Consider the following 22,518-nt stretch of genomic DNA (forward strand, 5'->3'; position numbering starts at 1 on the left):
TTTTTGTTTATAATGTTAAATAATATTGTATTGAAGTGTATAGGAAAATGACTTTGACTACTGAAAAAAAGACCATGAACGTAACTGAAATTCGTTCTTTATTACCGCACCGTTATCCATTCTTATTGATTGATCGTGTAACTGATTACGAAGAAAGTAAGTATCTAATTGGTTTAAAAAATGTTTCAGTAAATGAACCCCAATTTACAGGTCATTTCCCGCAGCTCCCTATTTTCCCTGGCGTGCTAATTTTAGAAGCGATGGCGCAGGCAACAGGGCTCCTTGCGTTTAAATCTTTTGGAGCTCCATCTGAAAACGAGCTTTATTACTTTGCTAGTATTGATAATGCTAAATTTAGAAAACCAGTGGTACCAGGCGATCAGTTATTTATCAAAGTAGAATTTCTAAAAGAGCGTCGTGGGATCGCTTTATTTAATGGTGTGGCTACGGTCGATGGCGAAGTCGTCTGCTCAGCTGAATTGAAATGTGCCCGTAGAGAATTCTAATTATGATCCATGAAAGTGCGCAAATTCACCCTACCGCAGTTGTCGAAGATGGCGCTGTAATCGGGGCGAATGTTAAGATAGGTCCATTTTGTCTGGTCGATAGTAAAGTTGAAATTGGTGACGGTACTGAGTTACTGTCTCATGTGGTCGTAAAAGGCCCAACAACGATAGGTAAAGACAATCGTATTTTTCAGTTCGCCTCAATTGGTGAGCAGTGCCAAGACCTAAAATACAAAGGTGAAGATACGAAACTTATCATTGGCGATAGAAACACGATTCGCGAAAGTGTCACTATGCACAGAGGCACGATACAAGACTCTGGTGTTACCCAAGTCGGTAATGACAACTTGTTCATGATTAATGTTCATATCGCACACGATTGTATCGTTGGTGACCGCTGTATTTTTGCTAACAATGCTGCGATAGCTGGTCACGTAATAGTCGGTAATCAAGCTATTGTTGGTGGTATGAGTGCAGTGCATCAATTCTGTCAAATAGGCGATCATGCTATGTTAGGTGGTGGTTCTATCGTTGTTCAAGATGTTCCTCCATATGTTATGGCTCAAGGAAATCACTGTGCACCTTTTGGTATCAATATCGAAGGCTTGAAGCGTCGAGGTTTCGAAAAGCCGGAAATTCATGCTATTCGACGAGCTTATAAGTCTCTATATCGAAATGGATTAACCTTTGAAGCGGCAAAAGATGAAATTGCAGTAGAAGCAAAAGTGTATCCATCAGTTCAAATATTTTTAGATTTTCTAGAGCAATCTAAGCGCGGAATTATACGTTAATCGTGCTTGGTACTGTTTTATATAAAGATCGTTATCTTTGATGGCGGTCTTTTGTTATTTTTACGCCTATATAAGCGTGATAAATACGAACCGTTACAGACGATATAGATACTTAGAGTTCTGACTGTCGACGATATATTCCTGGGTATACAGATGAATCAAACAGAAGTAATTAAAATTGGCATCGTCGCTGGAGAGCTCTCTGGTGATGTATTGGGAGAAGGGTTAATTCGTTCGATCAAACAGCGATATCCAAATGCTGAATTCGTTGGTATCGGAGGGCCTAAGATGATGGCTCAAGGATGCAAATCTCTATTCGACATGGAAGAATTGTCGGTCATGGGGTTAGTAGAAGTTCTCGGGCGAATTCGTCGTTTGTTTAAAGTGAAAGCGGACTTAATTGAACATTTTACTCAGAATCCTCCCGATTTATTCATTGGGATTGATGCGCCTGATTTTAATTTGAGATTAGAGCGAGACCTTAAAGATTCAGGTATAAAAACGGTGCATTATGTGAGCCCTTCAGTATGGGCTTGGCGCCAAAAGCGTATTTATAAAATAGCCAAGGCGACAGATTTAGTTCTGGCTTTCCTACCCTTTGAAAAAGCGTTTTATGACCGTTTTCAAGTACCGTGTGAGTTTATCGGTCACACGTTAGCTGATGCCATTCCATTGCATTCAGATCAGAAAGAAGCTCAAGATACACTTAACCTTGATTCTAGTAAGCGCTGGCTTGCTGTCCTCCCGGGAAGCCGTGGCAGCGAGTTGAAAATGCTGAGTGAACCGTTTATTAAAACATGTCAGCAATTACACCAACAGCACCCAGACTTAGGGTTTGTTGTCGCTTTGGTGAATCAAAAACGCCGAGAACAGTTTGAACTTGCATGGAAAACCTTTGCCCCGGAACTTGAATTTACCTTAGTAAATGATACTGCTCGCACGGTAATTACAGCATCTGATGTTGTGTTATTGGCTTCCGGAACCGTCGCGCTTGAATGTATGTTGGTGAATCGTCCGATGGTTGTTGGCTATAAAGTGAACGCGGTTACGGCCTTTCTTGCTAAACGTTTAGTCAAAACTAAGTTTGTGTCATTGCCGAATATTTTAGCCGACGAAGAGTTAGTCAAAGAATACCTTTTGGAAGAGTGCACAGTTGATAATCTCAGTTCTGAGGTGAGTCGTCTATTAACCAACGACAATCAACAGTTGCAGACTAAGTTTACTGAATTGCATCAATTGATTCGTAAAGATGCCGATCAACAAGCCGCACAAGCTGTTCTCAAATTAATAGGGAAATAACCGTGGCGAAAGTAACGATAGACTATCCGCCTTTTGAGTATCCACCAGCCTACCAACAATTTGCAGGTGTCGATGAAGTAGGGCGTGGACCTTTAGTGGGAGACGTGGTCACAGCTGCTGTGATTCTTGATCCGTTGAACCCGATTCTAGGATTAACGGACTCAAAAAAATTGTCTGAGAAGAAACGTTTGGCGTTGTTTCCTGAAATACAAGTAAAAGCGATTGCTTGGGCGATTGGGCGTTGCTCTCCACAAGAAATTGATGAGTTGAATATTCTCCAAGCAACGATGGTGGCAATGGAGCGGGCCGTAGAAGGGTTAAGCGTTCAACCTGATTATGTGTTGGTTGATGGAAATAGAACACCAAAATGGCAATATCGCAGTCAAGCTGTGGTAAAAGGGGACTTACGCGTTGCTGAAATAAGTGCGGCTTCTATTATAGCAAAAGTCGTGCGCGACCAAGAAATGGAAGCGTTAGATAAGTTATATCCGCAATTTGGGTTTGCAGCGCATAAAGGTTACCCAACAAAAGTGCACTTTGCCGCTATAGAACAGTATGGTGTTATCGATCAACATCGTAAAAGTTTTAAGCCAGTGAAAAGAGCGCTTGGTCTTATCGACTAAGCGTTAAGGGTTCGAGAAATAAGGGGAGTCCCTTACTTTTTGACTTAATCGTAATTCGAACCAAAAGTTATTTGATCCGAAAGCAATTTGATCCGAAAGGAAAAGTGTTACATGTCAGAACCAAAATTTGTCCACCTTAGAGTACATAGTGATTACTCCATGGTCGATGGTTTGTCTAAAGTACCGCCGCTGGTAAAGAAAGTTGCTGAGCTCGGTATGCCCGCTATGGCGCTAACGGATTTTACTAATCTTTGTGGGTTGGTGAAATTTTACAGCACCGCTCATGGGTGTGGGGTTAAGCCAATCATTGGTGCTGACTTTTTAATGCAGTCGGAAGAGTTTGGCGATGAATTGACGCGTTTAACCGTGTTGGCTGCCGATAATATTGGGTATAAGAATCTCACACTTCTTATATCTAAAGCCTATTTACGTGGTCATGTTCAGCATCAACCTGTGATTGATAAATCTTGGTTAGGCGAGCTTTCTGAAGGATTGATCTTATTAAGCGGCGGTCGCCAAGGTGACGTTGGCCGAGCATTGTTAAAAGGTAACCATAGCCTAGTCGAGCGCTGTGTTCAGTTTTACCAACAGCACTTTCCAAATCGGTTTTATCTTGAACTGATACGTACGGGGCGACAAGATGAAGAATCGTATCTTCATTTTGCGATCGAGTTAGCAGAGCAGCGAGATCTGCCTGTTGTTGCGACTAATGAAGTCGTTTTTCTTAACGATGAATTTTTTGAGGCTCATGAGATCCGCGTGGCGATTCATGATGGCTTTACGATGGAAGATCCCCGTCGTCCTAAAAATTACAGTTCACAGCAATATCTTCGTACTGAAGAGGAAATGTGTGAATTATTCTCAGACATTCCCGAAGCACTGCAAAACTCAGTTGAAATCGCTAAACGTTGTAATGTTACCGTTCGTTTAGGTGAATACTTCCTCCCCAATTTCCCGACAGAGGGGATGAAGATAGAAGACTTTCTGGTTAAGAAGTCTCAAGAAGGCTTAGAAGATCGCCTAGAATTTCTTTTTCCTGATGCAAAAGTCAGAGAAGAACGTCGTCCTGAATATGATGAACGTTTGGATATCGAGCTTAATGTTATTAACCAAATGGGGTTCCCTGGCTACTTTTTGATTGTTATGGAGTTTATCCAATGGTCAAAAGATAATGATATTCCTGTTGGGCCCGGTCGAGGTTCAGGTGCGGGATCACTCGTGGCCTATGCTTTGAAGATTACTGACCTTGACCCTCTTGAATATGATCTTCTATTTGAACGATTCTTAAACCCAGAGCGGGTATCTATGCCCGATTTCGACGTCGACTTCTGTATGGATAAGCGTGATCAAGTGATTGACCATGTTGCTGAACTCTACGGCCGTGATGCGGTATCTCAGATCATTACTTTCGGAACAATGGCCGCCAAAGCCGTTATTCGAGATGTGGGACGAGTGTTAGGACATCCCTTTGGTTTTGTTGACCGCATCTCCAAAATGATTCCGCCAGATCCCGGTATGACGTTGGAAAAAGCATTCAAAGCTGAACCCGCTTTACCAGAGCTTTATAATAACGACGAAGAAGTAAAAGAGCTCATCGATAAATGTCGTATTTTGGAAGGTTGTACTCGAAATGCCGGTAAACATGCCGGTGGGGTTGTGATTTCTCCAACTACGATTACCGACTTTGCACCGATCTACGCTGATGCTGAGGGTAACTTCCCCGTTACTCAATTTGACAAGAATGACGTTGAATATGCTGGGTTGGTGAAGTTTGATTTCTTAGGTTTAAGAACCCTGACCATTATTGATTGGGCATTAGGGTTAATTAACCCGAGATTGCTTAAAGAAGGTAAAGAGTCGATTCAAATTGAGTCGATTCCTCTTGATTGTGCCCGTTCATTTAGAACATTACAAAACTCAGAAACTACCGCGGTATTTCAGCTTGAATCTCGTGGAATGAAGGACCTGATCAAACGCCTACAACCCGATTGCTTTGAAGATATTATCGCATTGGTGGCACTGTTTAGACCCGGTCCATTGCAATCGGGCATGGTTGACAACTTTATCGACCGTAAGCATGGTCGAGAGCCAATTTCTTACCCTGATGAGACGTGGCAACATGAATCGTTAAAAGAAACGTTGGATCCAACTTACGGTATCATTTTATACCAAGAGCAGGTCATGCAAATTGCACAAATACTATCGGGTTATACCTTAGGTGGTGCCGATATGCTTCGTCGTGCAATGGGTAAGAAGAAACCTGAAGAAATGGCCAAACAGCGAAGTATTTTCGAACAGGGTGCGATCGACAATGGAGTCGATGGCGAGCTATCGATGAAAATTTTCGACTTGGTTGAAAAGTTTGCCGGTTACGGGTTTAACAAATCTCACTCTGCCGCTTATGCTTTGGTATCTTACCAAACACTGTGGCTGAAGACGCATTATCCAGCAGAGTTCATGGCCGCAGTAATGACTGCTGATATGGACAACACAGAAAAAGTGATTGGCTTGGTCGATGAATGCTTGCGCATGAATCTAAAAGTTTTACCACCAGATGTTAACGCCGGCTTATACCGATTTAATGTCGATGAAAGTGGGGCAATTGTTTATGGTATTGGTGCGATAAAAGGGGTTGGCGAAGCACCCATTGATGCCATATTGGAAGCACGAAAAGATGGGCATTTTAAGGATTTGTTTGATTTTTGTGCTCGTGTTGATCTTAAGCGAATAAACAAGCGTGTTATTGAAAAACTGATTTATGCAGGAGCACTAGATAAACTAGGACCTCATCGTGCTGCAATGATGGCTTCATTAAATGATGCGGTAAAAGCAGCGAGTCAATTTCACCAAGCGGAATCGTTTGGTCAATCGGATATGTTTGGGGTATTAACCGAAGCGCCGGAAGCGGTTGAGCAGAAATATACGCAAGTACCTGCATGGCCTGAAAAAGTTTGGCTTGAAGGTGAACGTGATACCTTGGGGCTCTATTTAACCGGTCACCCTATTAGTGCCTATATTAAAGAACTAAATCATTACATTAGTTTCCGACTAAAAGACGCAACTCCAACTCGAAGAGATCAAACAGTAACACTGGCAGGATTGGTAATTTCTGCTAAAGTGATGACCACAAAAAGAGGATCGCGTATTGGAATCATCAGTTTAGATGATCGCTCTGGTCGAATGGAGGCGATGTTGTTTTCTGATGTACTTGAAAAGTACGCCGATATGCTTGAAAAAGATAAAATTCTTATCGTTTCGGGACAGGTCAGCTTTGATGACTTCAATGGCGGACTTAAAATGACCGTTCGTGAGATTATGGCATTAGGGACAGCACGAGAAAAGTACGCCCGTAGCCTATCGGTATCACTGTCAGAAAACCAAGTCAGTGATACATTTTTTGAGCGTTTTAGCCAAATTATGGAACCTCATAAAGCCGGAATTGTTCCGGTCAATATATACTATCAGCGCGAAGATGCTCGTGCACGGTTAACACTAGGAACAGAGTGGAGAGTCACGCCCAGTGATGTTCTGCTCGATGAATTAAAGCAACTGCTTGGCCAAGACCAAGTGGAATTAGAATTTAACTAAAATTCAGCCACATAATAATGACTGAGAAAAGGGATCGATAATGAGCCTCAACTTTTTAGAGTTTGAAAAACCAATTGCAGAACTTGAAGCTAAAATTCAAGCACTTCGTGAAGTTTCAATTCATGGTGGTGATACTTCTGTCGATCTGGCAAAAGAGATAGAACAGTTGGAGAAGAAAAGTATTGAGCTCAAGCATAAAATTTTTAGTAACTTAGGTGCTTGGCAAGTTGCTCAATTGGCGCGACATCCACAGCGTCCGTACACTCTCGATTATATCGAACATATTTTTACTGATTTCGATGAGTTATGTGGTGATCGTGCTTATGCCGATGATAAAGCGATAGTTGGTGGCATTGCGCGTTTAAATGATCGCCCAGTAATGATCATTGGCCATCAGAAAGGACGAGAAACACGTGAGAAAGTGCGTCGTAATTTTGGTATGCCTAAACCAGAAGGTTACCGTAAAGCTCTTCGTTTAATGCGTATGGCAGAACGTTTTAATATGCCGATTATTACATTTATCGATACAGCTGGCGCTTACCCAGGAGTTGGTGCTGAAGAGCGTGGTCAGTCTGAAGCGATTGCTCAGAACTTGAAAGTTATGTCTTCTTTGAAAGTGCCAGTGATCTGTAATGTTGTCGGTGAAGGTGGTTCAGGTGGTGCTCTAGCCATCGGCGTTGGTGACTATGTCAACATGCTACAATATTCAACTTATTCGGTTATTTCACCGGAAGGGTGTGCATCGATTTTATGGCGAGATTCGGATAAAGCATCACAAGCGGCGGAAGCGATGGGATTAACGGCACAACGTTTAAAAGAGCTTGAATTGATTGATTCTATTGTTGAAGAGCCATTAGGTGGTGCTCATAGCGATCATGTTCAAACCGCATACAATATGAAAGAAGCATTGATAAAACAGTTAGACGAAATTAGTGGGCTCGACAGCGAGCAGTTACTTGAGCGTCGTTACGAACGTTTAATGTCATACGGATACTGTTAACTAGCTATTAGTTATAGAAAAATGAAGGGTTGAGCCAATGCTCAACCCTTTTTCTTTGTGTGATATATTTTAAGCTGTAAACTCAAATCAGATGAACTAAGAGAGAATGGGATAACTATGTTACTGGGTGAGGTTGAGTCGATATTACAGCCATATCTAAAGGAACCGAGACAGATAGTCTTAGCACTAAGTGGCGGTATCGATTCTAGGGTATTACTTGATGTACTGATTCAATTACGTCATCAAACCCCGTTTCTATTGAAAGCAGTTCATGTGCATCATGGCTTGAGTCAGAATGCCGACGATTGGGCAGAGCAATGTAAAGGCTGGTGTGAAAAGCATGATGTCGACTTTGCGTTAGAGCGAGTTACGCTCGATTGTGATAGTGGCGACAGTATCGAAAGTATGGCACGTACGGCTAGATATGAAGCGCTCGAAAAACACCTTCAGCCTCAAGGTATTCTCCTTACCGCTCAACATAATGATGATCAGGTAGAAACATTTTTACTCGCATTGAAACGTGGTAGTGGCCCCAAAGGGCTATCGGCTATGGCGTTAGCAAGGCCTTTCCAACAAGGTTTTTTAGTTCGCCCCTTACTCAAAAGCCGTCGTTTTCTGATAGAACAGTACGCAGAGGAACACGGACTGACATGGGTTGAGGATGAAAGTAATCAAGATACTCGGTTTGATCGCAATTTTATTCGCCATCAAGTTGCGCCCGTACTTAGTCAGCGGTGGCCCCATTTCCCTTCGGCTATACAGCGTTCAGCTGAGCTATGTGCACAACAAGAGCGCCTATTAGATGAGCTACTTGAGGAGCGACTTAATACTAGTCTTGCGCCTGATATGAGCTTATCGATCACATCTCTAAATTTTATGAGTGAGGATGTGCGATATAGGGTATTGCGGATGTGGCTATCAAAGTTTGATGTACTCATGCCCAGTCAGGTTCGCCTGAAATTGCTTTGGTCCGATGTTGCAATGGCTAGGATAGATGCAAATCCGAAGTTTCAGTTTAAAGAACACGAAATACGTCGTTATCAACAGCATCTATTTTGCATTCCGAAAATGCAGGATGTTGGACATTGGCACAGATCACTAACCATAAATCAACCATTAGAGCTTCCGAGCTTTTTAGGGAAAGTGACATTATTTGACACAATAAGTACCGGAAAAGGTTTAGCTTTAAGTAGTATGGTTTTAAAAGGAAAACTGGAGATTACATTTCGCTCCGAGGGACTCAGTGCTCACCCTGAAGGGAAAGTAGGTCACAAAACGTTGAAGAAATGGTATCAGGAGTTTGGAGTACCGAGTTGGCAACGTCGAAGAACACCTATTTTGTTGTGTGACGAAAAGGTAGTTGCTGTTGCTGACTTATACGTCGATCGTCAATTTTGTGGCGGAGAATGTGAATTCATCTGGGAATAACCTTATGGGTTGTGCCAGAATTAACAAGAGGATTATTATAAAACTAACTTAGGAGCAATTATGAAAAGAGGAATGCTAGCAATAATGTTATTCGCAGCTTCAGTTTCAGTTCAGGCGGGAGATATAGAAGCTGGGAAGGCAAGATCAATTGTATGTGCTGCCTGTCATGGGCAGGATGGTATTGCAACAATCGACGGCTATCCAAATCTACGCGGACAAAATGAAAAGTACCTAATATCATCATTGAAAGCATACAAAGATAAAAGCCGAAGTAGTGGCAATGCCGCGGTGATGCAACCACAAGCGAGTATATTAAGTGACTCAGATATTGAGAACTTAGCCGCTTACTATGCTAGTTTGAAGTGAGTCAAAGGGTTGTAAATTTTGGCATACTGATTGCTTAGTTAATAGCATCTGTGTGTAAGTGATAGTTTTATGTCGTTGATTTCTATGATCAGTGATTAAGAAATGTTTAAGGGATCTAAATGAAAAAAATAGAAGCAATAATTAAGCCTTTTAAGCTAGATGATGTACGCGAAGCACTTGGTGATGTTGGCGTTACAGGTATGACTGTGTCAGAAGTCAAAGGGTTTGGTCGTCAAAAAGGCCATACGGAACTCTATCGTGGCGCTGAATATATGGTGGATTTTTTGCCTAAAGTGAAACTGGAGATAGTAGTTTCTGGTGATGTGGTTGATAAATGTATCGATGCGATTATTGAAACGGCTCAAACTGGAAAGATTGGTGATGGTAAAATCTTTGTCACAGATGTTGGACGAGTTATCCGAATTCGTACTGGTGAAGAAGACGAAGATGCAATTTAATTCGTTGATTATATTAAATAATTAACGAGCATTTTATTTCATGAAAATAAGAATAGCTCTATTTGCGGTGTTCGGTATTTCGCTAATTATTTTAGCAGGCTTTTTGGTTATGTTTAAAAACACCAATTCAATTGAATTGATGACCATAGCGAAACCGGATACACGCATTAGCAGCCAGCTATCAGTGTCTCTGCCTAGTTCTTGCATTATGCAGCCAGGTAAAAAGGCAATCGATAATAACGGTGAACTAAACTTATTGGTATGGAACATACATAAGCAACAAGATTCTTATTGGATTCGTGATCTTTCTGATTATAGTGAAGGGTTACAGTTGTTGATGATACAAGAAAGTATTTTAACTCCAATGCTGGCAAGTTGGATTAAGCTGAGGCAGTTAACGTCAACTCAAGTAAATGCATTTTTGTTTCGTGGCGAGTCGGTTGGTGTGATGACCATTGCCACAGAAGAGCCATCATCAAGCTGTGGGTATATCGAACTTGAGCCGTTTATTCGGCTCAATAAATCGTCATTAGTGAGTTATTACCCGCTGAGTAATGGAAAAACACTCGCCATAGCTAATCTACATAGCATTAATTTTACGCTGACAGTATATGAATATAAGCGTCAGATTAAGAGTATCATTATGCAACTTCATAATCATAAAGGCCCAGTAATTGTTGCTGGTGATTTTAATGATTGGAGCGCAGAGCGCAAAGCAGTCGTTCGAGATATGGTTGAGTCGTTGGAGTTAGTTGAAGCGGATTATGCTCCTGATAATCGTACTATTTTTGCCTATGGTGATGGTACACCCGTTGATCACTTATTTTACCGTCAATTAGAGTTAGATAGTGCGATAGTATCGTTTTCACGCTCCTCTGATCATAACCCCATAATCGCAAGTTTTAGTATCAACTAATTTATTTCCTCAAGTTCGTTAGCTGACTGGTTTGAAAAAGAAGTTACTCTTTCTAGACAGCACTAGCAGGATCCCCTTTACGTATTTTCTTTCACATAAAGTGTTAGAGTTTGGCCTATTTGTAATACTGCACGTTGAGAAAGTTTATTCCATTTCATGATATCACGGCTTGCTAAGTTAAACCTCATAGCAATAGCACTAAGGGTATCTCCAGATTTTACTTTATAGTTAACCGCTTTTTGAATTGGAGCGCCGCTGTTTTCCTTTAGGATCAGGGTTTGGCCTATTTGCAAAACTGAACGACTAGATAATTTATTCCACTTCATGATATTGCGGCTAGTTGTATTAAACTTCATCGCGATATCACTAAGTGTATCTCCAGACTTTACCTTGTATTTCGTTGTCTTTTGAGTTGGTACGGATTTGACATCTTTAAGGGTTAAGGTCTGGCCGATTTGCAAAACTGAACGACTTGATAACTTATTCCACTTCATAATATCGCGACTTGCCAAATCATATTTCATCGCGATACCACCCAGTGTATCTCCGGACTTAACTGTGTACTTAACGGTACTTTGAGTTGGAGCACTTGTCCCTTGTTTAATTTTTAGGTTTTGTCCAATTTTTAGCGGTGTTGAAGATTTTATATTATTTAACCGAGCAATAGCTTGATGAGAGACATTGTACAGTTTGGCGATATCCCACAAATTGTCACCACTTTTCACCTTGTGGTTAATGGTTTGAGATGAGGGCGAGGTCGAGTTGCTATTGTCTAATTGTGCGACTGTTTGATTGCTAGCTTTCGGTGAGCTAGATCCAGAAGCACTAGGGACCAAGATGGTTTGACCAACGCGAATAAGCGAGCGCTTGAGGTTATTGGTTTCTTTTAAACTGGTCGTTGGAATGTTGTTTCGTGCGGCTATGGTACTGAGTGTATCGCCTCTCTTTACGGTATAACGTGCAAATCGAACACCCTTACCACGGTTTTTTTCCAACATATTATTGAACTGGTCAACGTGGCTTAATGGTATCAATAACTGTTGAACGCCTTTAGGTGACGTTGCCCACTGGTTGTAAGCCGGATTTAGGTTGTTCATGGTATCGAAATCAATACCAGCATAATTCGCTGCAATTCTTAAATCCATCTGTTCTTTAGGATCGACTAATTTCAAATAGGGCTTGTTGGCTATTTGAGGAATTGAGATACCATACTTTTCTTGGTTAGAAAGCACGTCGGCAAGTGCAAGCAGTTTTGGTACGTATTGGCTCGTTTCTTTGGGTAACGATAACGAGAAAAAGTCAGTGGGTTTATTCGCTTTTTTATTTCTTTTAATCGATCGTGCAACACGTCCTTCACCGCTGTTGTATGCGGCGATCGCGTGATACCAGTTACCATCAAAGAATTTATTTAGATACGCTAAATAGTCTAGAGCCGCATCCGTTGCCGCATAAACATCTCTACGGCCATCGTACCAAAAGCTTTGCTCTAAACCATAGATCTTTCCAGTACCAGAAAGAAACTGCCAAAGGCCAGAAGCGTTACCGTGAGAGTAGGCTCGGACATCAAATGAGCTTTCTACAATTGGGAGTAAAGCCAGTTCGAGTGGAAAACCTCGTTCTTCAACCTTTTCTGTAATTAAATACAAAAATGGGGTCGCACGTTTCGCAACCTTTTCGAGGTGTTGTGGATGCTTTATAAACCACTTACGGTGCTGCTCTATCGCTTTATGATCAGGTACCTCAATTGAAAATTGCATACTAATACGTCGCCACAAATCTTCTTGAGACTGTGGTGTACTTTTACTCACCGATAATGTTGCCTTATCGGTGACTTCGCCGTACTCAGATATAATTTGATCGGCACTTCTTAGTGGACCTTCCAACTCAGATGTTGCTGTCTCACTAATAACTTGCGTTGTTTCTTCATTGTTTGGGGTATGAGTTGATGGCGCTTGAATTGATTGACAACCTGTCAATAATAACAGGGACAAACTTAACCTAAACTTCATATCTCATAACCTTTTTCAATGCGAGCGGGTGATAGTATTGTCACCTCAATGAGAAGACAAGAAGGAAATTGTTAAAATTGATTTTTCCAATCTCTTAATGCAGAAAAAATGGCGAGAGGATCACATTGTGATGAGATATTCGCCACCGCTTTTATTACGCTAGCTTCTTGCGTTCTCAAGAAAGGATTGATCTGTTTTTCTTGTCCGATCGTTGTTGGTATGGTTGCTTGATTATTCGCTCGCAAGCGATTGACAGTATCGCGATATTGATGAAGCTCTTTGTTTTCCGGTTCAACAGCCATTGCAAACGCGACATTTGCCGCTGTGTACTCATGCGCACAGTATACCTGAGTCGTATCATCAAGTGCCGCGAGCTTATTCAGCGCACCAAACATTTCTTCGTAACTGCCTTCAAAGACTCGTCCACACCCAGCAGAGAACAGTACATCACCGCAAAAAAGAGCATTTTCGGTTGTGTAGCCTATATGTCCTTTAGTATGTCCAGCAAGGGAGAGCACATTAAATTCTTGATCGAGTAATGTGAACTTATCACCTTCATCCACACTTAGGGATAACCCCATTACTGGATCGTTCTTCGGACCAATAACGCTAATGTTTGGATACTCACGTGTTAGTTCTACAATTCCACCTGTATGGTCCGCATGATGATGAGTAATGAGAATGGCCTTTAAAATCAGATCATGGTCTTGAAGGTACTTTAATACTGGTTGAGCATCACCCGGATCGACCACAATACAATGTTGATTAATTTGAATTAGCCAGATGTAATTGTCATTAAATGCAGGTATGCTTTTTATTTCTATCATGATTTTTTCTCCAATTACCTTGTATATGAGTTGCTATGGAACCAGCACGCAGCAAAAAAGCACTCGCAAAACCACACTCTTGGGCGCAACTAAAGCATGGGCAGTGGGTTCAAGAATCGATACAGCATCGATTGGATGAATGGTGCCCAAAACTATTTGGTTATCACATGCTAAAGCTGGGTGGGTTGAGTTGTGAGCTTGCCAGTTGTACATGCAATATTCAACACCAAGTCAACATTGATATTGAAAATCCTCTGCATACTGTTATTGCTGATACCTACGAACTCCCTTTTTTAAAAAAGAGTGTCGATGTCGTAATCATGGCTCATCAACTTGATTACAACAATGACCCTCATCGAATGCTACGAGAGGTTGATCGAGTCCTTGTCGATGATGGGTACCTTATTATTACAGGGTTTAATCCAATAAGCTTAATGGGAATATCTAGTTTATTGCCTTGGCGGAAAAACTATTTGCCTTGGAGTGGGCGTATGTTTACTCCAAATCGAGTTAAAGATTGGCTAGGCCTGCTGAATTACCAAGTGATTGAGTGCGACCGATACGCACTGTTTCCCCGTGGAAGTCGTTGTGTGTTTGATACGTGGCTGGAAAATAATACCAGTGATTGGACTGGATCAATAAGTAGTCTTTATTTTATCGTCGCGAGAAAGCGCACTGTACCTCTGAAACCAATTAAGCCTCATTGGAACTTTAAACGCGCACTTTCACCGCTTGGTGTTAACTGTACGCGAAAAAGTGAGCACAAAGACGACGCTATTTAAGTCGTCGACGCTTAATTTGCTTGGTAACCAACATCTTCTTCTGTTGGATTTTCCGCAGCTAAACGCGCTATTTCATCACAAATTTCATTTTCGCGATGACCAGTGTGCCCTTTTACCCAGCGCCATTCAATTTCGTGGCGTTGAGTTTCAGTATCAAGTTGTTGCCATAAGTCGGCATTCTTGACGGGTTTATTGGCAGATGTTTTCCAATTTCGTTTTTTCCAGTTATGTATCCACTGGGTAATGCCTTGGCGCACGTATTGACTGTCTGTGGTGAGAATTATTTTGCATGGTTCTTTTACGCTACGCAAAGCAACGACTGCAGCCATCATTTCCATTCGGTTATTCGTGGTTAAATGATACCCTTTGGCGAGTTGTTTCTCGTTTTCTTTATAGCGAAGTACAATACCGTAGCCACCTGGCCCGGGATTACCGAGGCAAGATCCATCTGTGAAAATTTCCACTTGTTTTGTCATGATTTGATACTATATAGGGAGATTTTTAATTACACATAGTCTGACATAGATACGCGAATGAATACTAGTAACAATTCTGAACATCAACGCATCATCGTTCTCGATACTGAAACGACGGGGATGAACCAAGAAGGTGGGCCTCATTATGAAGGTCACCGGATTGTCGAAATCGGCGCGGTAGAGATCGTTAATCGAAAATTGACTGGACGCCACTTTCATGTCTATTTAAAACCTGATCGCGCCATTCAAGAAGAAGCCATTAATGTTCACGGTATTACAGATGAATTTCTTCTAGACAAACCCGACTATGCGGATGTCCATTCTGAGTTTATCGATTTTATTAAAGACGCAGAGTTGGTTGCACACAATGCACCCTTTGATGTCGGCTTTATGGATTATGAGTTCTCTAAGCTTTCGGGAAATACTCTGAAAACAGAACAAATTTGTCAGGTGACCGATACGTTAGCAATGGCTAAGCGTATCTTCCCCGGGAAACGTAATAACCTAGACATTTTGTGTGATCGTTATGGAATAGATAATTCGCATCGGACGTTGCACGGCGCATTACTCGATGCGGAAATTCTCGCCGATGTCTATTTGTTGATGACTGGTGGGCAAACCGCGCTCCAGTTCACTTCGGCAAATCAATCTTCTGATGGTAGTGGGGGAGAAACAATAAAACGCTTGGTCAGTGGTCGAAAAGCATTAAAGGTTTTGCCTGCATCAGCCGATGAATTACAAGCACATCAAGAACGTTTGGATTTGGTTGAAAAAAATGGCAGCTGTTTGTGGCGCCAATAGGAGTAGAACTATGCTACGTACCATAGTGATCATTGTTGGACTTATGACGAGCCTATGGAGCGTTGCCGCCTCAGAATCTACGCTTTCTCTTCTCGATAACCGCTTTAGAGTTGATCCAACGATAGAGCAAATCACTTTTATGATATATCGCAGTAAACCGTCTAAATCGGTGGTGTTAGTGCGTCCTGATGGTGCTAAGTATTATGCGAGGCGTCACCCTGATAATGTACGCTGGTATCAAGAATCGTCGATGGATATTATTTCTATCGACTCTCCGATGCCGGGACCTTGGCAAGCTGTTGGTAAAGTCACACCTAAAAACAACATTACATTAATTTCCAATTTAAAATTGACGTCAGATCAATTGCCCAAACGAATGTATCAGGGTGAAGAAGTTAAATTTACTGCCCGTTTAACTTCCGATGGAAAACCTTTGGAATTAAGGGATTTTTTAGATCGCGTCAATTTGAGAATAACATTTACTAAGTATGTAGAAGACGAAGAGTTATTGGTCAAAGAAGCTCGTCCAGAATCAATTTTGGTGGGAGAGTTTCTTGACGATGGCACTGGGTTTGATGAGTATCCAGGCGATGGAATATTTACCGTCGGGATTAAAGTGGTGGCTGAACCCGGAAAGTATAGGGTGAGGATTCTATCGGGAAATGGCGTTTTTTTGAGATCGGTAGAACAGGTCGTTTTGGTCTATCCAACGCCGGTTTCAACCAGTTTTATCCAAGCTCGAGTTGAAACTAACGATCATCATGTGGTTTTTACGGGTGATGAAGGAACAATAAAGCCCGGCAGCCTAATGGCTCACATAGAACATTCTAATGCCTTTAATGATACTGAATATATTGAAGATCAAGCTTCTGAGGAAGGAAGAACCATCAACCTGGCAATTCCTAACTCCGGGAAACTGGGTAACTATAAATGGTCTGGACATATCTATGCCACAGAACTGCCTTCCGAGCGTCCACTCTCTTTTGCGACTCCGGAATACTCTTATAGTGTGGTTAAAGAAGTTGACTTAGAGCAAGCGCGCAAACTAAAAGAGGAAGCTCTAGAGCGACAGCGCCTGCTTGACGAAGAAGAGGCGATGATCCGCGCTCGAGAAAAGGAGCGTAAAAAACGATTAATTTATATTGGTGTTGGCAATGTTGTTGTCATTATTCTTGGTCTCATTATTTGGTTTGTGATCCGTAAAATCAAAGCGAAAAAAGCCAAAAAAGTCGAAGAGCCAGAAATGCAACTGAATGTCCCCGATGAATAAACTCGTAAGAATTTTTAATTGCTTATACAACTTAACGTAAGTTTGTAATCAGACTGGAAAATATCACATTTCCCCCCTCGACAGACAAGGTGTTTAAGGTAAACTCACTACTCTTAAACATCTTGTATTTCCAATCGCTAATGATTTAAAGAGAAGAGACTCATGTATCAAGATCTCATAAAAAAAGAGCTTTCCGAAGCGGCAGAAGTGTTAAATCAATTCTTGAGTGACGAAAAAAATATTGCCCAAATTGAAGCGGCAGCTAAAGTGTTGGCCGATTCATTTAAGAAAGGTGGAAAAGTACTTTCTTGCGGTAATGGTGGTTCACACTGTGACGCGATGCATTTTGCTGAAGAGCTCACAGGGCGGTATCGAGAGAATCGTCCAGGGTATGCCGGTATTGCTATTTCTGATCCTAGCCACCTATCTTGTGTTAGTAATGACTTTGGTTATGATTTTGTTTTCTCTCGTTATATAGAAGCAGTAGGAAAAGAAGGCGACGTTTTATTTGGACTTTCGACCTCGGGCAATTCAAGCAATATTCTGAGAGCGATAGAAACGGCGAAAGCTCAAGGGATGAAAACCATTGCCTTAACAGGGAAAGATGGTGGGAAAATGGCTGGTACGGCTGATGTGGAAATTCGAGTGCCGCATTTTGGGTACGCCGATCGCATTCAAGAAGTTCATATTAAAATTATCCATATTTTGATCATGTTAGTTGAAAAAGAGATGGCTTAGCATGTTCATTGATCGATTAAAACAAGAGGTAGTAACGCGTGTGTGAATTGCTTGGTATGAGTGCTAATGTGCCAACCGATATCTGTTTTAGCTTTACTGGGTTGATGCAGCGAGGTGGTCGCACAGGGCCTCATCGTGATGGATGGGGTATTACTTTCTACGAAGGGAAGGGATACCGTACATTTATCGATCCAGAACCAAGCTGTCAATCTAAAGTCGCTGAACTGGTTCAAGCTTACCCGATCAAAAGTTGTTCTGTTATTAGTCATATTCGTCAGGCCAATCGTGGTGGAGTCTCTCTAGAAAACACGCATCCGTTTACACGGGAGTTATGGGGGAAATATTGGACGTTTGCTCACAATGGGCAATTAACTGGATATGATTCTCTCGATACTGGCCATTATCGTCCCGTTGGCACGACAGACAGTGAACTTGCGTTTTGTTGGTTATTAAAAAAACTTAATGAGCGTTTTCCTGAGCCGCCTGAAAGCATGGTGCCTGTTTTTGAGTATATTGCTCAATGCTGCGGTGAACTAAAGCAAATGGGAGTGTTTAATATGCTCCTATCAAATTGTGAGTATGTAATGACGTTTTGTACCAATCATCTTTATTGGATTACAAGACGAGCGCCGTTTGGTAAAGCGGTTTTACTTGATGAAGATGTTGAAGTTAATTTCCAAGAAGAAACCAGTCCGAATGATGTTGTTACCGTAATTGCAACTCAGCCTCTTACTGCAAACGAAGAGTGGCACCGAATGCGCCCCGGTGAGTTTAACTTGTTTCACTTTGGTGAGTTGGTCAATACGAATAGTGATCAACTGCAGCATGTGCCATTTGCTGAGAAAAAGCCGGGAAATCAAGCTCCTCAAGCACCTTTAGAATAGCTGATAGACTGAATCTAGATAGGTCTTGGAAAAATGATTAGAAATAAAAAAGGGTTGATATGATATCAACCCTTTATTTAGAGAATATTAAATTTTATTCCTCGCCCAAATAACCATGCATGCCTAACTCGATTCCATCAAGAAAGGCTTTTCCTTCGTGCATCGCAAGTCGGTCTTCTACAAACCATTTCGTTATGAGTGGATAAATTCGATGCTCTTCTGCTTGTACTCGAGGAGTTAAGCTCTCAACGGTATCGTCATCTAAAATAGGCACTCGAGCTTGAAAGATAACAGGTCCACCATCGAGCTGCTCGGTAACGAAATGAACACTGGTACCATGTTCTTCATCACCAGCATGAATTGCACGTTGGTAGGTATTTAGTCCAGGATATTTTGGCAATAATGATGGATGAATATTAATCATGCGACCTAAGTAGTGGCGAACGAACTCACCACTTAAGATTCGCATATAACCTGCTAGTATGATTAAGTCAGGAGCGTATTCATCGATTTGTTGCATGAGTGAATGATCGAACGCATCACGAGTTTCAAATGAATTTGGATCCACAAACACGGCAGCAGCACCAGATTTCTTGGCTCGTTCTAAGCCATATGCCTCTGCTTTATTCGAGAACACCGCCGTGACTTTTCCAGTTGTAATCGTAGATTCACAAGCATCTAAGATAGCCTGTAAGTTCGAACCATTTCCAGAAATCAGTACAACAATACTTTTCATTACTTATTTGATCTCTACTTGCTCTTCATCATCTTGTGCATTTGCGATAGAGCCAATTACCCACGCATTTTCACCTTCAGATTTGAGTAACTCAACGGCTGCATCAGCTTGGTCTTGAGGAAGCGCAATGACTAAGCCAACACCACAGTTAAATGTGCGATACATTTCGTGAGTGGTGACGTTTCCTTTTTCTTGTAACCAACTGAAGATGGCAGGCCATTCCCAGCTACTTCCATCAATAACGGCTTTAGTGCCTTGAGGAAGTACGCGAGGGATATTTTCCCAGAAACCGCCACCTGTAATATGAGAGATAGCGTGAACATCGTGCTCAGCTGCTAATTTCAAACCCGATTTAATGTAAATCTTAGTCGGCTCAAGTAGATGCTCACCAACCGCTTTACCGTTTAGCAATTCATTTTTATCAGCACCAGAGACTTCTAAGATTTTACGAATCAATGAATAGCCATTTGAATGTGGGCCACTTGATCCTACAGCAATAATCGCATCGCCAGCGGCAACTTTTGTTCCGTCGATAATATCTTCTTTTTCAACAACACCAACACAGAAGCCAGCGACATCGTAGTCTTCGCCTTCGTACATGCCTGGCATTTCTGCTGTTTCTCCACCAATAAGAGAACAACCCGCTTGAAGACAGCCTTCAGCAATTCCAGTTACAACTTCTGCTGCAGTATCAATATCAAGTTTGCCTGTCGCGTAATAATCCAAGAAGAATAATGGCTCAGCACCTTGAACAATTAAGTCGTTTACACACATCGCTACAAGGTCAATACCAATGGTATCGTGCTTCTTCATATCCAATGCGAGTCGTAATTTAGTACCAACACCATCAGTGCCGGAAACTAGAACGGGTTGTTTATAGTTCGTTGGTAGCTCACATAGTGCGCCGAAACCACCGATACCACCCATAACTTCTGGGCGACGAGTTTTTTTAACTGCACCTTTGATGCGTTCAACTAGTGCGTTACCTGCGTCGATATCTACGCCAGCGTCTTTGTAGCTTAGGGAAGTGTTATTGCCACTCACGGGGAAATCCTCGTTTGTTAATGGATATGAAAACGGCGCTATTCTACAGGGGAAAAAAAGAAAAGGAAAACGTTTGCGTCGCTTTTTTAATTGATTCAGTTTCCTGAAATGCGCGCAAGAAGTAGGTATAATCCTAATCAACTAGTCAGATGTTGTCGGAGAATAGAATGAAAGTCGTTGAAGTCAAACACCCATTGGTAAAACACAAGATAGGATTGATGCGTGAAGGCGATATTAGCACAAAGCGTTTTCGTGAATTAGCGACAGAAGTAGGCAGCTTGCTTACTTATGAAGCTACAGCAGATTTAGAAACGGAAAAAGTCACGATTACTGGTTGGAATGGTCCGGTAGAAGTTGACCAAATCAAAGGTAAAAAAGTCACTGTTGTACCCATTCTTCGTGCTGGTTTGGGGATGATGGACGGAGTACTCGAGCATATTCCAAGTGCTAGAATTAGTGTTGTTGGTATCTATCGCGATGAAGAGACATTAGAGCCAGTTCCTTATTTTAATAAGATCGCTTCTCATATCGATGAGCGTATTGCGCTAGTTGTTGACCCAATGCTGGCAACTGGGGGGTCTATGATTTCGACCATCGATCTTCTAAAACAGAAAGGGTGTACACAATTAAAAGTATTGGTTTTAGTTGCTGCACCAGAAGGGATTGCTGCGTTAGAAAAAGCCCACCCAGATGTTGAGTTGTACACGGCTGCTATTGATGAAAAGCTAAATGAACAAGGCTACATCATTCCAGGCTTAGGCGATGCTGGTGACAAGATTTTTGGAACGAAATAGCAACTTATAAAACAAAGGTGAGTTGTTGTTTCTCTTTGTTTATTTAAGCTTTGAGTAGGCAGATTACGGACGACGTTTTTGATGACGTTCTCGGTTTTCTGCCTTTTTTTCTGGGCTTTTACGCAACATAACGTAAAGAGCGCCACTTCCGCCATGGAATTGCTGAGCGGTGTGTGCGCATTGAATATCTTCTATTTGTGTCATCCAATGGGAAACGTAACTTTTCATTAGTGCAGGAGGGGTCGAACGTTCACCTTTTCCGTGAATGATAACAACGCTACGAACGTCCATTCGAATACACTGTTTAAGAAATCGAACGATTTCATCACGGGCTTGCGTTAGAGTTCTCCGATGTAAATCAAGACGGGCTTGAATGGGGTATTTACCTAAGCGTAATTTTCGGTAAACGCCCTCTTGAACACCACTACGTTTAAATTCAAAGTGCTCATCAGGTTTGAGCATTGGAGCATTATCTAACGATAAATAGTCGGGGTCTTGCTCAGATAGCATGGTAGCGGCAGCACGTTTAGCGAGTTGAGCTGGCGTAACGTCACTCCGATGTATATGTGCAGTTGTATCTTGGGCCAGTGGTTTTACATCGCCAAGCATTTGTTGGAATAATTCCATATCGTCGTGGGACATACTCGCGTACCTGAGTTGAAATGGATATCCAGATTATATCAAGCAAAAATAGAAGTGTTCAAATTTAACGGTATTGACCCCAATATTTGCTTTCACTGTGTGTTATTTAGGCATTTAACAAGCTTTTATGATAAATATTGTAAATAGCTATTGCGTCTTGTCAGAGAATGAGTAAGATACGCTCCGTTCTCACGCGATAATACTCGCGGAAAGCAATCTCGGTGAATAGCGCAGCTTGGTAGCGTATCACGTGTTTTGAGATAAGCGGGACCAGAGGCCGACCCTCTGTTAACGCAAATACCTAGCAAAAATTATCGGTGAATAGCGCAGCTTGGTAGCGCATCTGGTTTGGGACCAGAGGGTCGGGGGTTCGAATCCCTCTTCACCGACCACATTCAAGAAAGCCTCAACAGAAATGTTGAGGCTTTTTTACATCTGCATATTGATAGTTGGCGCCGCTTGGTAGCGCATCTCGTTCTTTTGATAGAGAGCGGGACCAGAGGGGCGGTGAGGCTTGGTCGTGGATCTATAGCTCCTAGG

21 protein-coding genes, 1 tRNA gene and 1 pseudogene are annotated in these 22,518 nt (G+C 41.9%); 17 read left to right on the top strand and 6 right to left on the bottom strand.

Features of this window, described 5'->3' with window-relative positions:
• Positions 1 to 74: 74 nt before the first annotated feature.
• The 10 genes from fabZ to ACWU4D_RS07235 all read left to right on the top strand — a co-directional run bounded on the left by fabZ (position 75) and on the right by ACWU4D_RS07235 (position 10,975).
• Positions 75 to 506: a 3-hydroxyacyl-ACP dehydratase FabZ gene (gene fabZ / locus ACWU4D_RS07190; protein WP_456050794.1), complete on the top strand. Its 432-nt coding sequence runs from the start codon at positions 75 to 77 to the stop codon at positions 504 to 506.
• 2 nt (positions 507 to 508) lie between these two features.
• Complete coding sequence (lpxA, locus tag ACWU4D_RS07195; protein ID WP_456050729.1) at positions 509 to 1,297, top strand: acyl-ACP--UDP-N-acetylglucosamine O-acyltransferase; 789 nt, start codon at positions 509 to 511, stop codon at positions 1,295 to 1,297.
• Between the two features lie 153 nt (positions 1,298 to 1,450).
• A complete protein-coding gene (gene lpxB / locus ACWU4D_RS07200) occupies positions 1,451 to 2,596 on the top strand; it encodes a lipid-A-disaccharide synthase (RefSeq protein WP_456050730.1) in 1,146 nt (381 codons plus the stop codon).
• 2 nt (positions 2,597 to 2,598) lie between these two features.
• Positions 2,599 to 3,219 carry a ribonuclease HII gene (rnhB, locus tag ACWU4D_RS07205; protein WP_456050731.1) on the top strand — a complete coding sequence of 207 codons (621 nt, stop codon included), beginning with the start codon at positions 2,599 to 2,601 and terminating at the stop codon, positions 3,217 to 3,219.
• Between the two features lie 111 nt (positions 3,220 to 3,330).
• The gene (dnaE, locus tag ACWU4D_RS07210; protein ID WP_456050732.1) at positions 3,331 to 6,807 is read left to right on the top strand and encodes a DNA polymerase III subunit alpha; all 3,477 of its coding nucleotides are present in this window, start codon (positions 3,331 to 3,333) and stop codon (positions 6,805 to 6,807) included.
• 40 nt (positions 6,808 to 6,847) lie between these two features.
• The gene (accA, locus tag ACWU4D_RS07215) at positions 6,848 to 7,807 is read left to right on the top strand and encodes an acetyl-CoA carboxylase carboxyl transferase subunit alpha (RefSeq protein ID WP_456050733.1); all 960 of its coding nucleotides are present in this window, start codon (positions 6,848 to 6,850) and stop codon (positions 7,805 to 7,807) included.
• Positions 7,808 to 7,918: 111 nt separating this feature from the next.
• Complete coding sequence (tilS, locus tag ACWU4D_RS07220; RefSeq protein WP_456050795.1) at positions 7,919 to 9,235, top strand: tRNA lysidine(34) synthetase TilS; 1,317 nt, start codon at positions 7,919 to 7,921, stop codon at positions 9,233 to 9,235.
• Positions 9,236 to 9,295: 60 nt separating this feature from the next.
• Entirely contained in the window at positions 9,296 to 9,601 is a 306-nt protein-coding gene (locus ACWU4D_RS07225) for a c-type cytochrome (protein ID WP_456050734.1), read from the top strand.
• Positions 9,602 to 9,720: 119 nt separating this feature from the next.
• Positions 9,721 to 10,059 (top strand): nitrogen regulatory protein P-II, encoded by a 339-nt coding sequence (glnB, locus tag ACWU4D_RS07230; RefSeq protein ID WP_456050735.1) that lies wholly within the window; start codon positions 9,721 to 9,723, stop codon positions 10,057 to 10,059.
• A gap of 40 nt (positions 10,060 to 10,099) precedes the next feature.
• On the top strand, positions 10,100 to 10,975 hold the full coding sequence (locus ACWU4D_RS07235; RefSeq protein WP_456050736.1) for an endonuclease/exonuclease/phosphatase family protein: 876 nt from the start codon (positions 10,100 to 10,102) through the stop codon (positions 10,973 to 10,975).
• Between the two features lie 434 nt (positions 10,976 to 11,409).
• On the opposite strand, the pseudogene ACWU4D_RS07240 reads toward ACWU4D_RS07235, so the two are convergent.
• Positions 11,410 to 12,984 (bottom strand): annotated as a pseudogene (locus tag ACWU4D_RS07240) (LysM peptidoglycan-binding domain-containing protein); the annotation flags it as partial.
• Positions 12,985 to 13,055: 71 nt separating this feature from the next.
• A complete protein-coding gene (gloB, locus tag ACWU4D_RS07245) occupies positions 13,056 to 13,811 on the bottom strand; it encodes a hydroxyacylglutathione hydrolase (protein ID WP_456050737.1) in 756 nt (251 codons plus the stop codon).
• A 35-nt stretch (positions 13,812 to 13,846) separates the two neighbouring features.
• On the opposite strand from gloB, the gene ACWU4D_RS07250 reads away from it, so the two are divergent.
• The gene (locus tag ACWU4D_RS07250) at positions 13,847 to 14,593 is read left to right on the top strand and encodes a class I SAM-dependent methyltransferase (protein ID WP_456050738.1); all 747 of its coding nucleotides are present in this window, start codon (positions 13,847 to 13,849) and stop codon (positions 14,591 to 14,593) included.
• Positions 14,594 to 14,604: 11 nt separating this feature from the next.
• On the opposite strand, the gene rnhA is transcribed toward ACWU4D_RS07250, so the two are convergent.
• Positions 14,605 to 15,069 carry a ribonuclease HI gene (rnhA, locus tag ACWU4D_RS07255; RefSeq protein WP_456050739.1) on the bottom strand — a complete coding sequence of 155 codons (465 nt, stop codon included), beginning with the start codon at positions 15,067 to 15,069 and terminating at the stop codon, positions 14,605 to 14,607.
• 57 nt (positions 15,070 to 15,126) lie between these two features.
• Between rnhA and dnaQ the strand changes: the two genes are divergently transcribed.
• From dnaQ to ACWU4D_RS07275, 4 genes are all read left to right on the top strand, one after another.
• Positions 15,127 to 15,870, top strand: coding sequence for a DNA polymerase III subunit epsilon (dnaQ, locus tag ACWU4D_RS07260; RefSeq protein WP_456050740.1), 744 nt, complete (start codon positions 15,127 to 15,129; stop codon positions 15,868 to 15,870).
• Between the two features lie 10 nt (positions 15,871 to 15,880).
• Entirely contained in the window at positions 15,881 to 17,140 is a 1,260-nt protein-coding gene (locus ACWU4D_RS07265) for a TIGR03503 family protein (protein ID WP_456050741.1), read from the top strand.
• Positions 17,141 to 17,302: 162 nt separating this feature from the next.
• Positions 17,303 to 17,878 (top strand): D-sedoheptulose 7-phosphate isomerase, encoded by a 576-nt coding sequence (gene lpcA, locus ACWU4D_RS07270; protein ID WP_456050742.1) that lies wholly within the window; start codon positions 17,303 to 17,305, stop codon positions 17,876 to 17,878.
• Positions 17,879 to 17,916: 38 nt separating this feature from the next.
• Positions 17,917 to 18,762, top strand: a complete 846-nt coding sequence (locus ACWU4D_RS07275; protein ID WP_456050743.1) for a class II glutamine amidotransferase — start codon at positions 17,917 to 17,919, stop codon at positions 18,760 to 18,762.
• 94 nt (positions 18,763 to 18,856) lie between these two features.
• Here ACWU4D_RS07275 and purN read toward each other — a convergent pair whose 3' ends face one another.
• Together purN and purM are read right to left on the bottom strand one after the other, a co-directional pair.
• On the bottom strand, positions 18,857 to 19,498 hold the full coding sequence (purN, locus tag ACWU4D_RS07280) for a phosphoribosylglycinamide formyltransferase (protein ID WP_456050744.1): 642 nt from the start codon (positions 19,496 to 19,498) through the stop codon (positions 18,857 to 18,859).
• Between the two features lie 3 nt (positions 19,499 to 19,501).
• Positions 19,502 to 20,542, bottom strand: a complete 1,041-nt coding sequence (purM, locus tag ACWU4D_RS07285) for a phosphoribosylformylglycinamidine cyclo-ligase (RefSeq protein ID WP_456050745.1) — start codon at positions 20,540 to 20,542, stop codon at positions 19,502 to 19,504.
• A gap of 167 nt (positions 20,543 to 20,709) precedes the next feature.
• On the opposite strand from purM, the gene upp reads away from it, so the two are divergent.
• Positions 20,710 to 21,336: a uracil phosphoribosyltransferase gene (gene upp, locus ACWU4D_RS07290; RefSeq protein ID WP_456050746.1), complete on the top strand. Its 627-nt coding sequence runs from the start codon at positions 20,710 to 20,712 to the stop codon at positions 21,334 to 21,336.
• 63 nt (positions 21,337 to 21,399) lie between these two features.
• Here upp and smrA read toward each other — a convergent pair whose 3' ends face one another.
• Positions 21,400 to 21,978, bottom strand: coding sequence for a DNA endonuclease SmrA (smrA, locus tag ACWU4D_RS07295; RefSeq protein ID WP_456050747.1), 579 nt, complete (start codon positions 21,976 to 21,978; stop codon positions 21,400 to 21,402).
• 315 nt (positions 21,979 to 22,293) lie between these two features.
• On the opposite strand from smrA, the gene ACWU4D_RS07300 reads away from it, so the two are divergent.
• A tRNA-Pro gene (locus ACWU4D_RS07300) sits at positions 22,294 to 22,370 on the top strand.
• Positions 22,371 to 22,518 lie beyond the last annotated feature (148 nt).

The sequence above is a fragment of the Vibrio phycocola genome (assembly GCF_053850235.1).

Bases quoted from the DNA above. Each gene is read 5' to 3' on its own strand.
- glnB (WP_456050735.1), top strand. From the start codon at position 9,721: ATGAAAAAAATAGAAGCAATAATTAAGCCTTTTAAGCTAGATGATGTA.
- gloB (WP_456050737.1), bottom strand. From the start codon at position 13,811: ATGATAGAAATAAAAAGCATACCTGCATTTAATGACAATTACATCTGG.
- ACWU4D_RS07250 (WP_456050738.1), top strand. From the start codon at position 13,847: ATGGAACCAGCACGCAGCAAAAAAGCACTCGCAAAACCACACTCTTGG.
- upp (WP_456050746.1), top strand. From the start codon at position 20,710: ATGAAAGTCGTTGAAGTCAAACACCCATTGGTAAAACACAAGATAGGA.
- accA (WP_456050733.1), top strand. From the start codon at position 6,848: ATGAGCCTCAACTTTTTAGAGTTTGAAAAACCAATTGCAGAACTTGAA.
- rnhA (WP_456050739.1), bottom strand. From the start codon at position 15,069: ATGACAAAACAAGTGGAAATTTTCACAGATGGATCTTGCCTCGGTAAT.
- lpxA (WP_456050729.1), top strand. From the start codon at position 509: ATGATCCATGAAAGTGCGCAAATTCACCCTACCGCAGTTGTCGAAGAT.
- ACWU4D_RS07265 (WP_456050741.1), top strand. From the start codon at position 15,881: ATGCTACGTACCATAGTGATCATTGTTGGACTTATGACGAGCCTATGG.
- lpxB (WP_456050730.1), top strand. From the start codon at position 1,451: ATGAATCAAACAGAAGTAATTAAAATTGGCATCGTCGCTGGAGAGCTC.
- ACWU4D_RS07225 (WP_456050734.1), top strand. From the start codon at position 9,296: ATGAAAAGAGGAATGCTAGCAATAATGTTATTCGCAGCTTCAGTTTCA.
- lpcA (WP_456050742.1), top strand. From the start codon at position 17,303: ATGTATCAAGATCTCATAAAAAAAGAGCTTTCCGAAGCGGCAGAAGTG.
- dnaQ (WP_456050740.1), top strand. From the start codon at position 15,127: ATGAATACTAGTAACAATTCTGAACATCAACGCATCATCGTTCTCGAT.
- fabZ (WP_456050794.1), top strand. From the start codon at position 75: ATGAACGTAACTGAAATTCGTTCTTTATTACCGCACCGTTATCCATTC.
- smrA (WP_456050747.1), bottom strand. From the start codon at position 21,978: ATGTCCCACGACGATATGGAATTATTCCAACAAATGCTTGGCGATGTA.
- ACWU4D_RS07235 (WP_456050736.1), top strand. From the start codon at position 10,100: ATGAAAATAAGAATAGCTCTATTTGCGGTGTTCGGTATTTCGCTAATT.
- dnaE (WP_456050732.1), top strand. From the start codon at position 3,331: ATGTCAGAACCAAAATTTGTCCACCTTAGAGTACATAGTGATTACTCC.
- purN (WP_456050744.1), bottom strand. From the start codon at position 19,498: ATGAAAAGTATTGTTGTACTGATTTCTGGAAATGGTTCGAACTTACAG.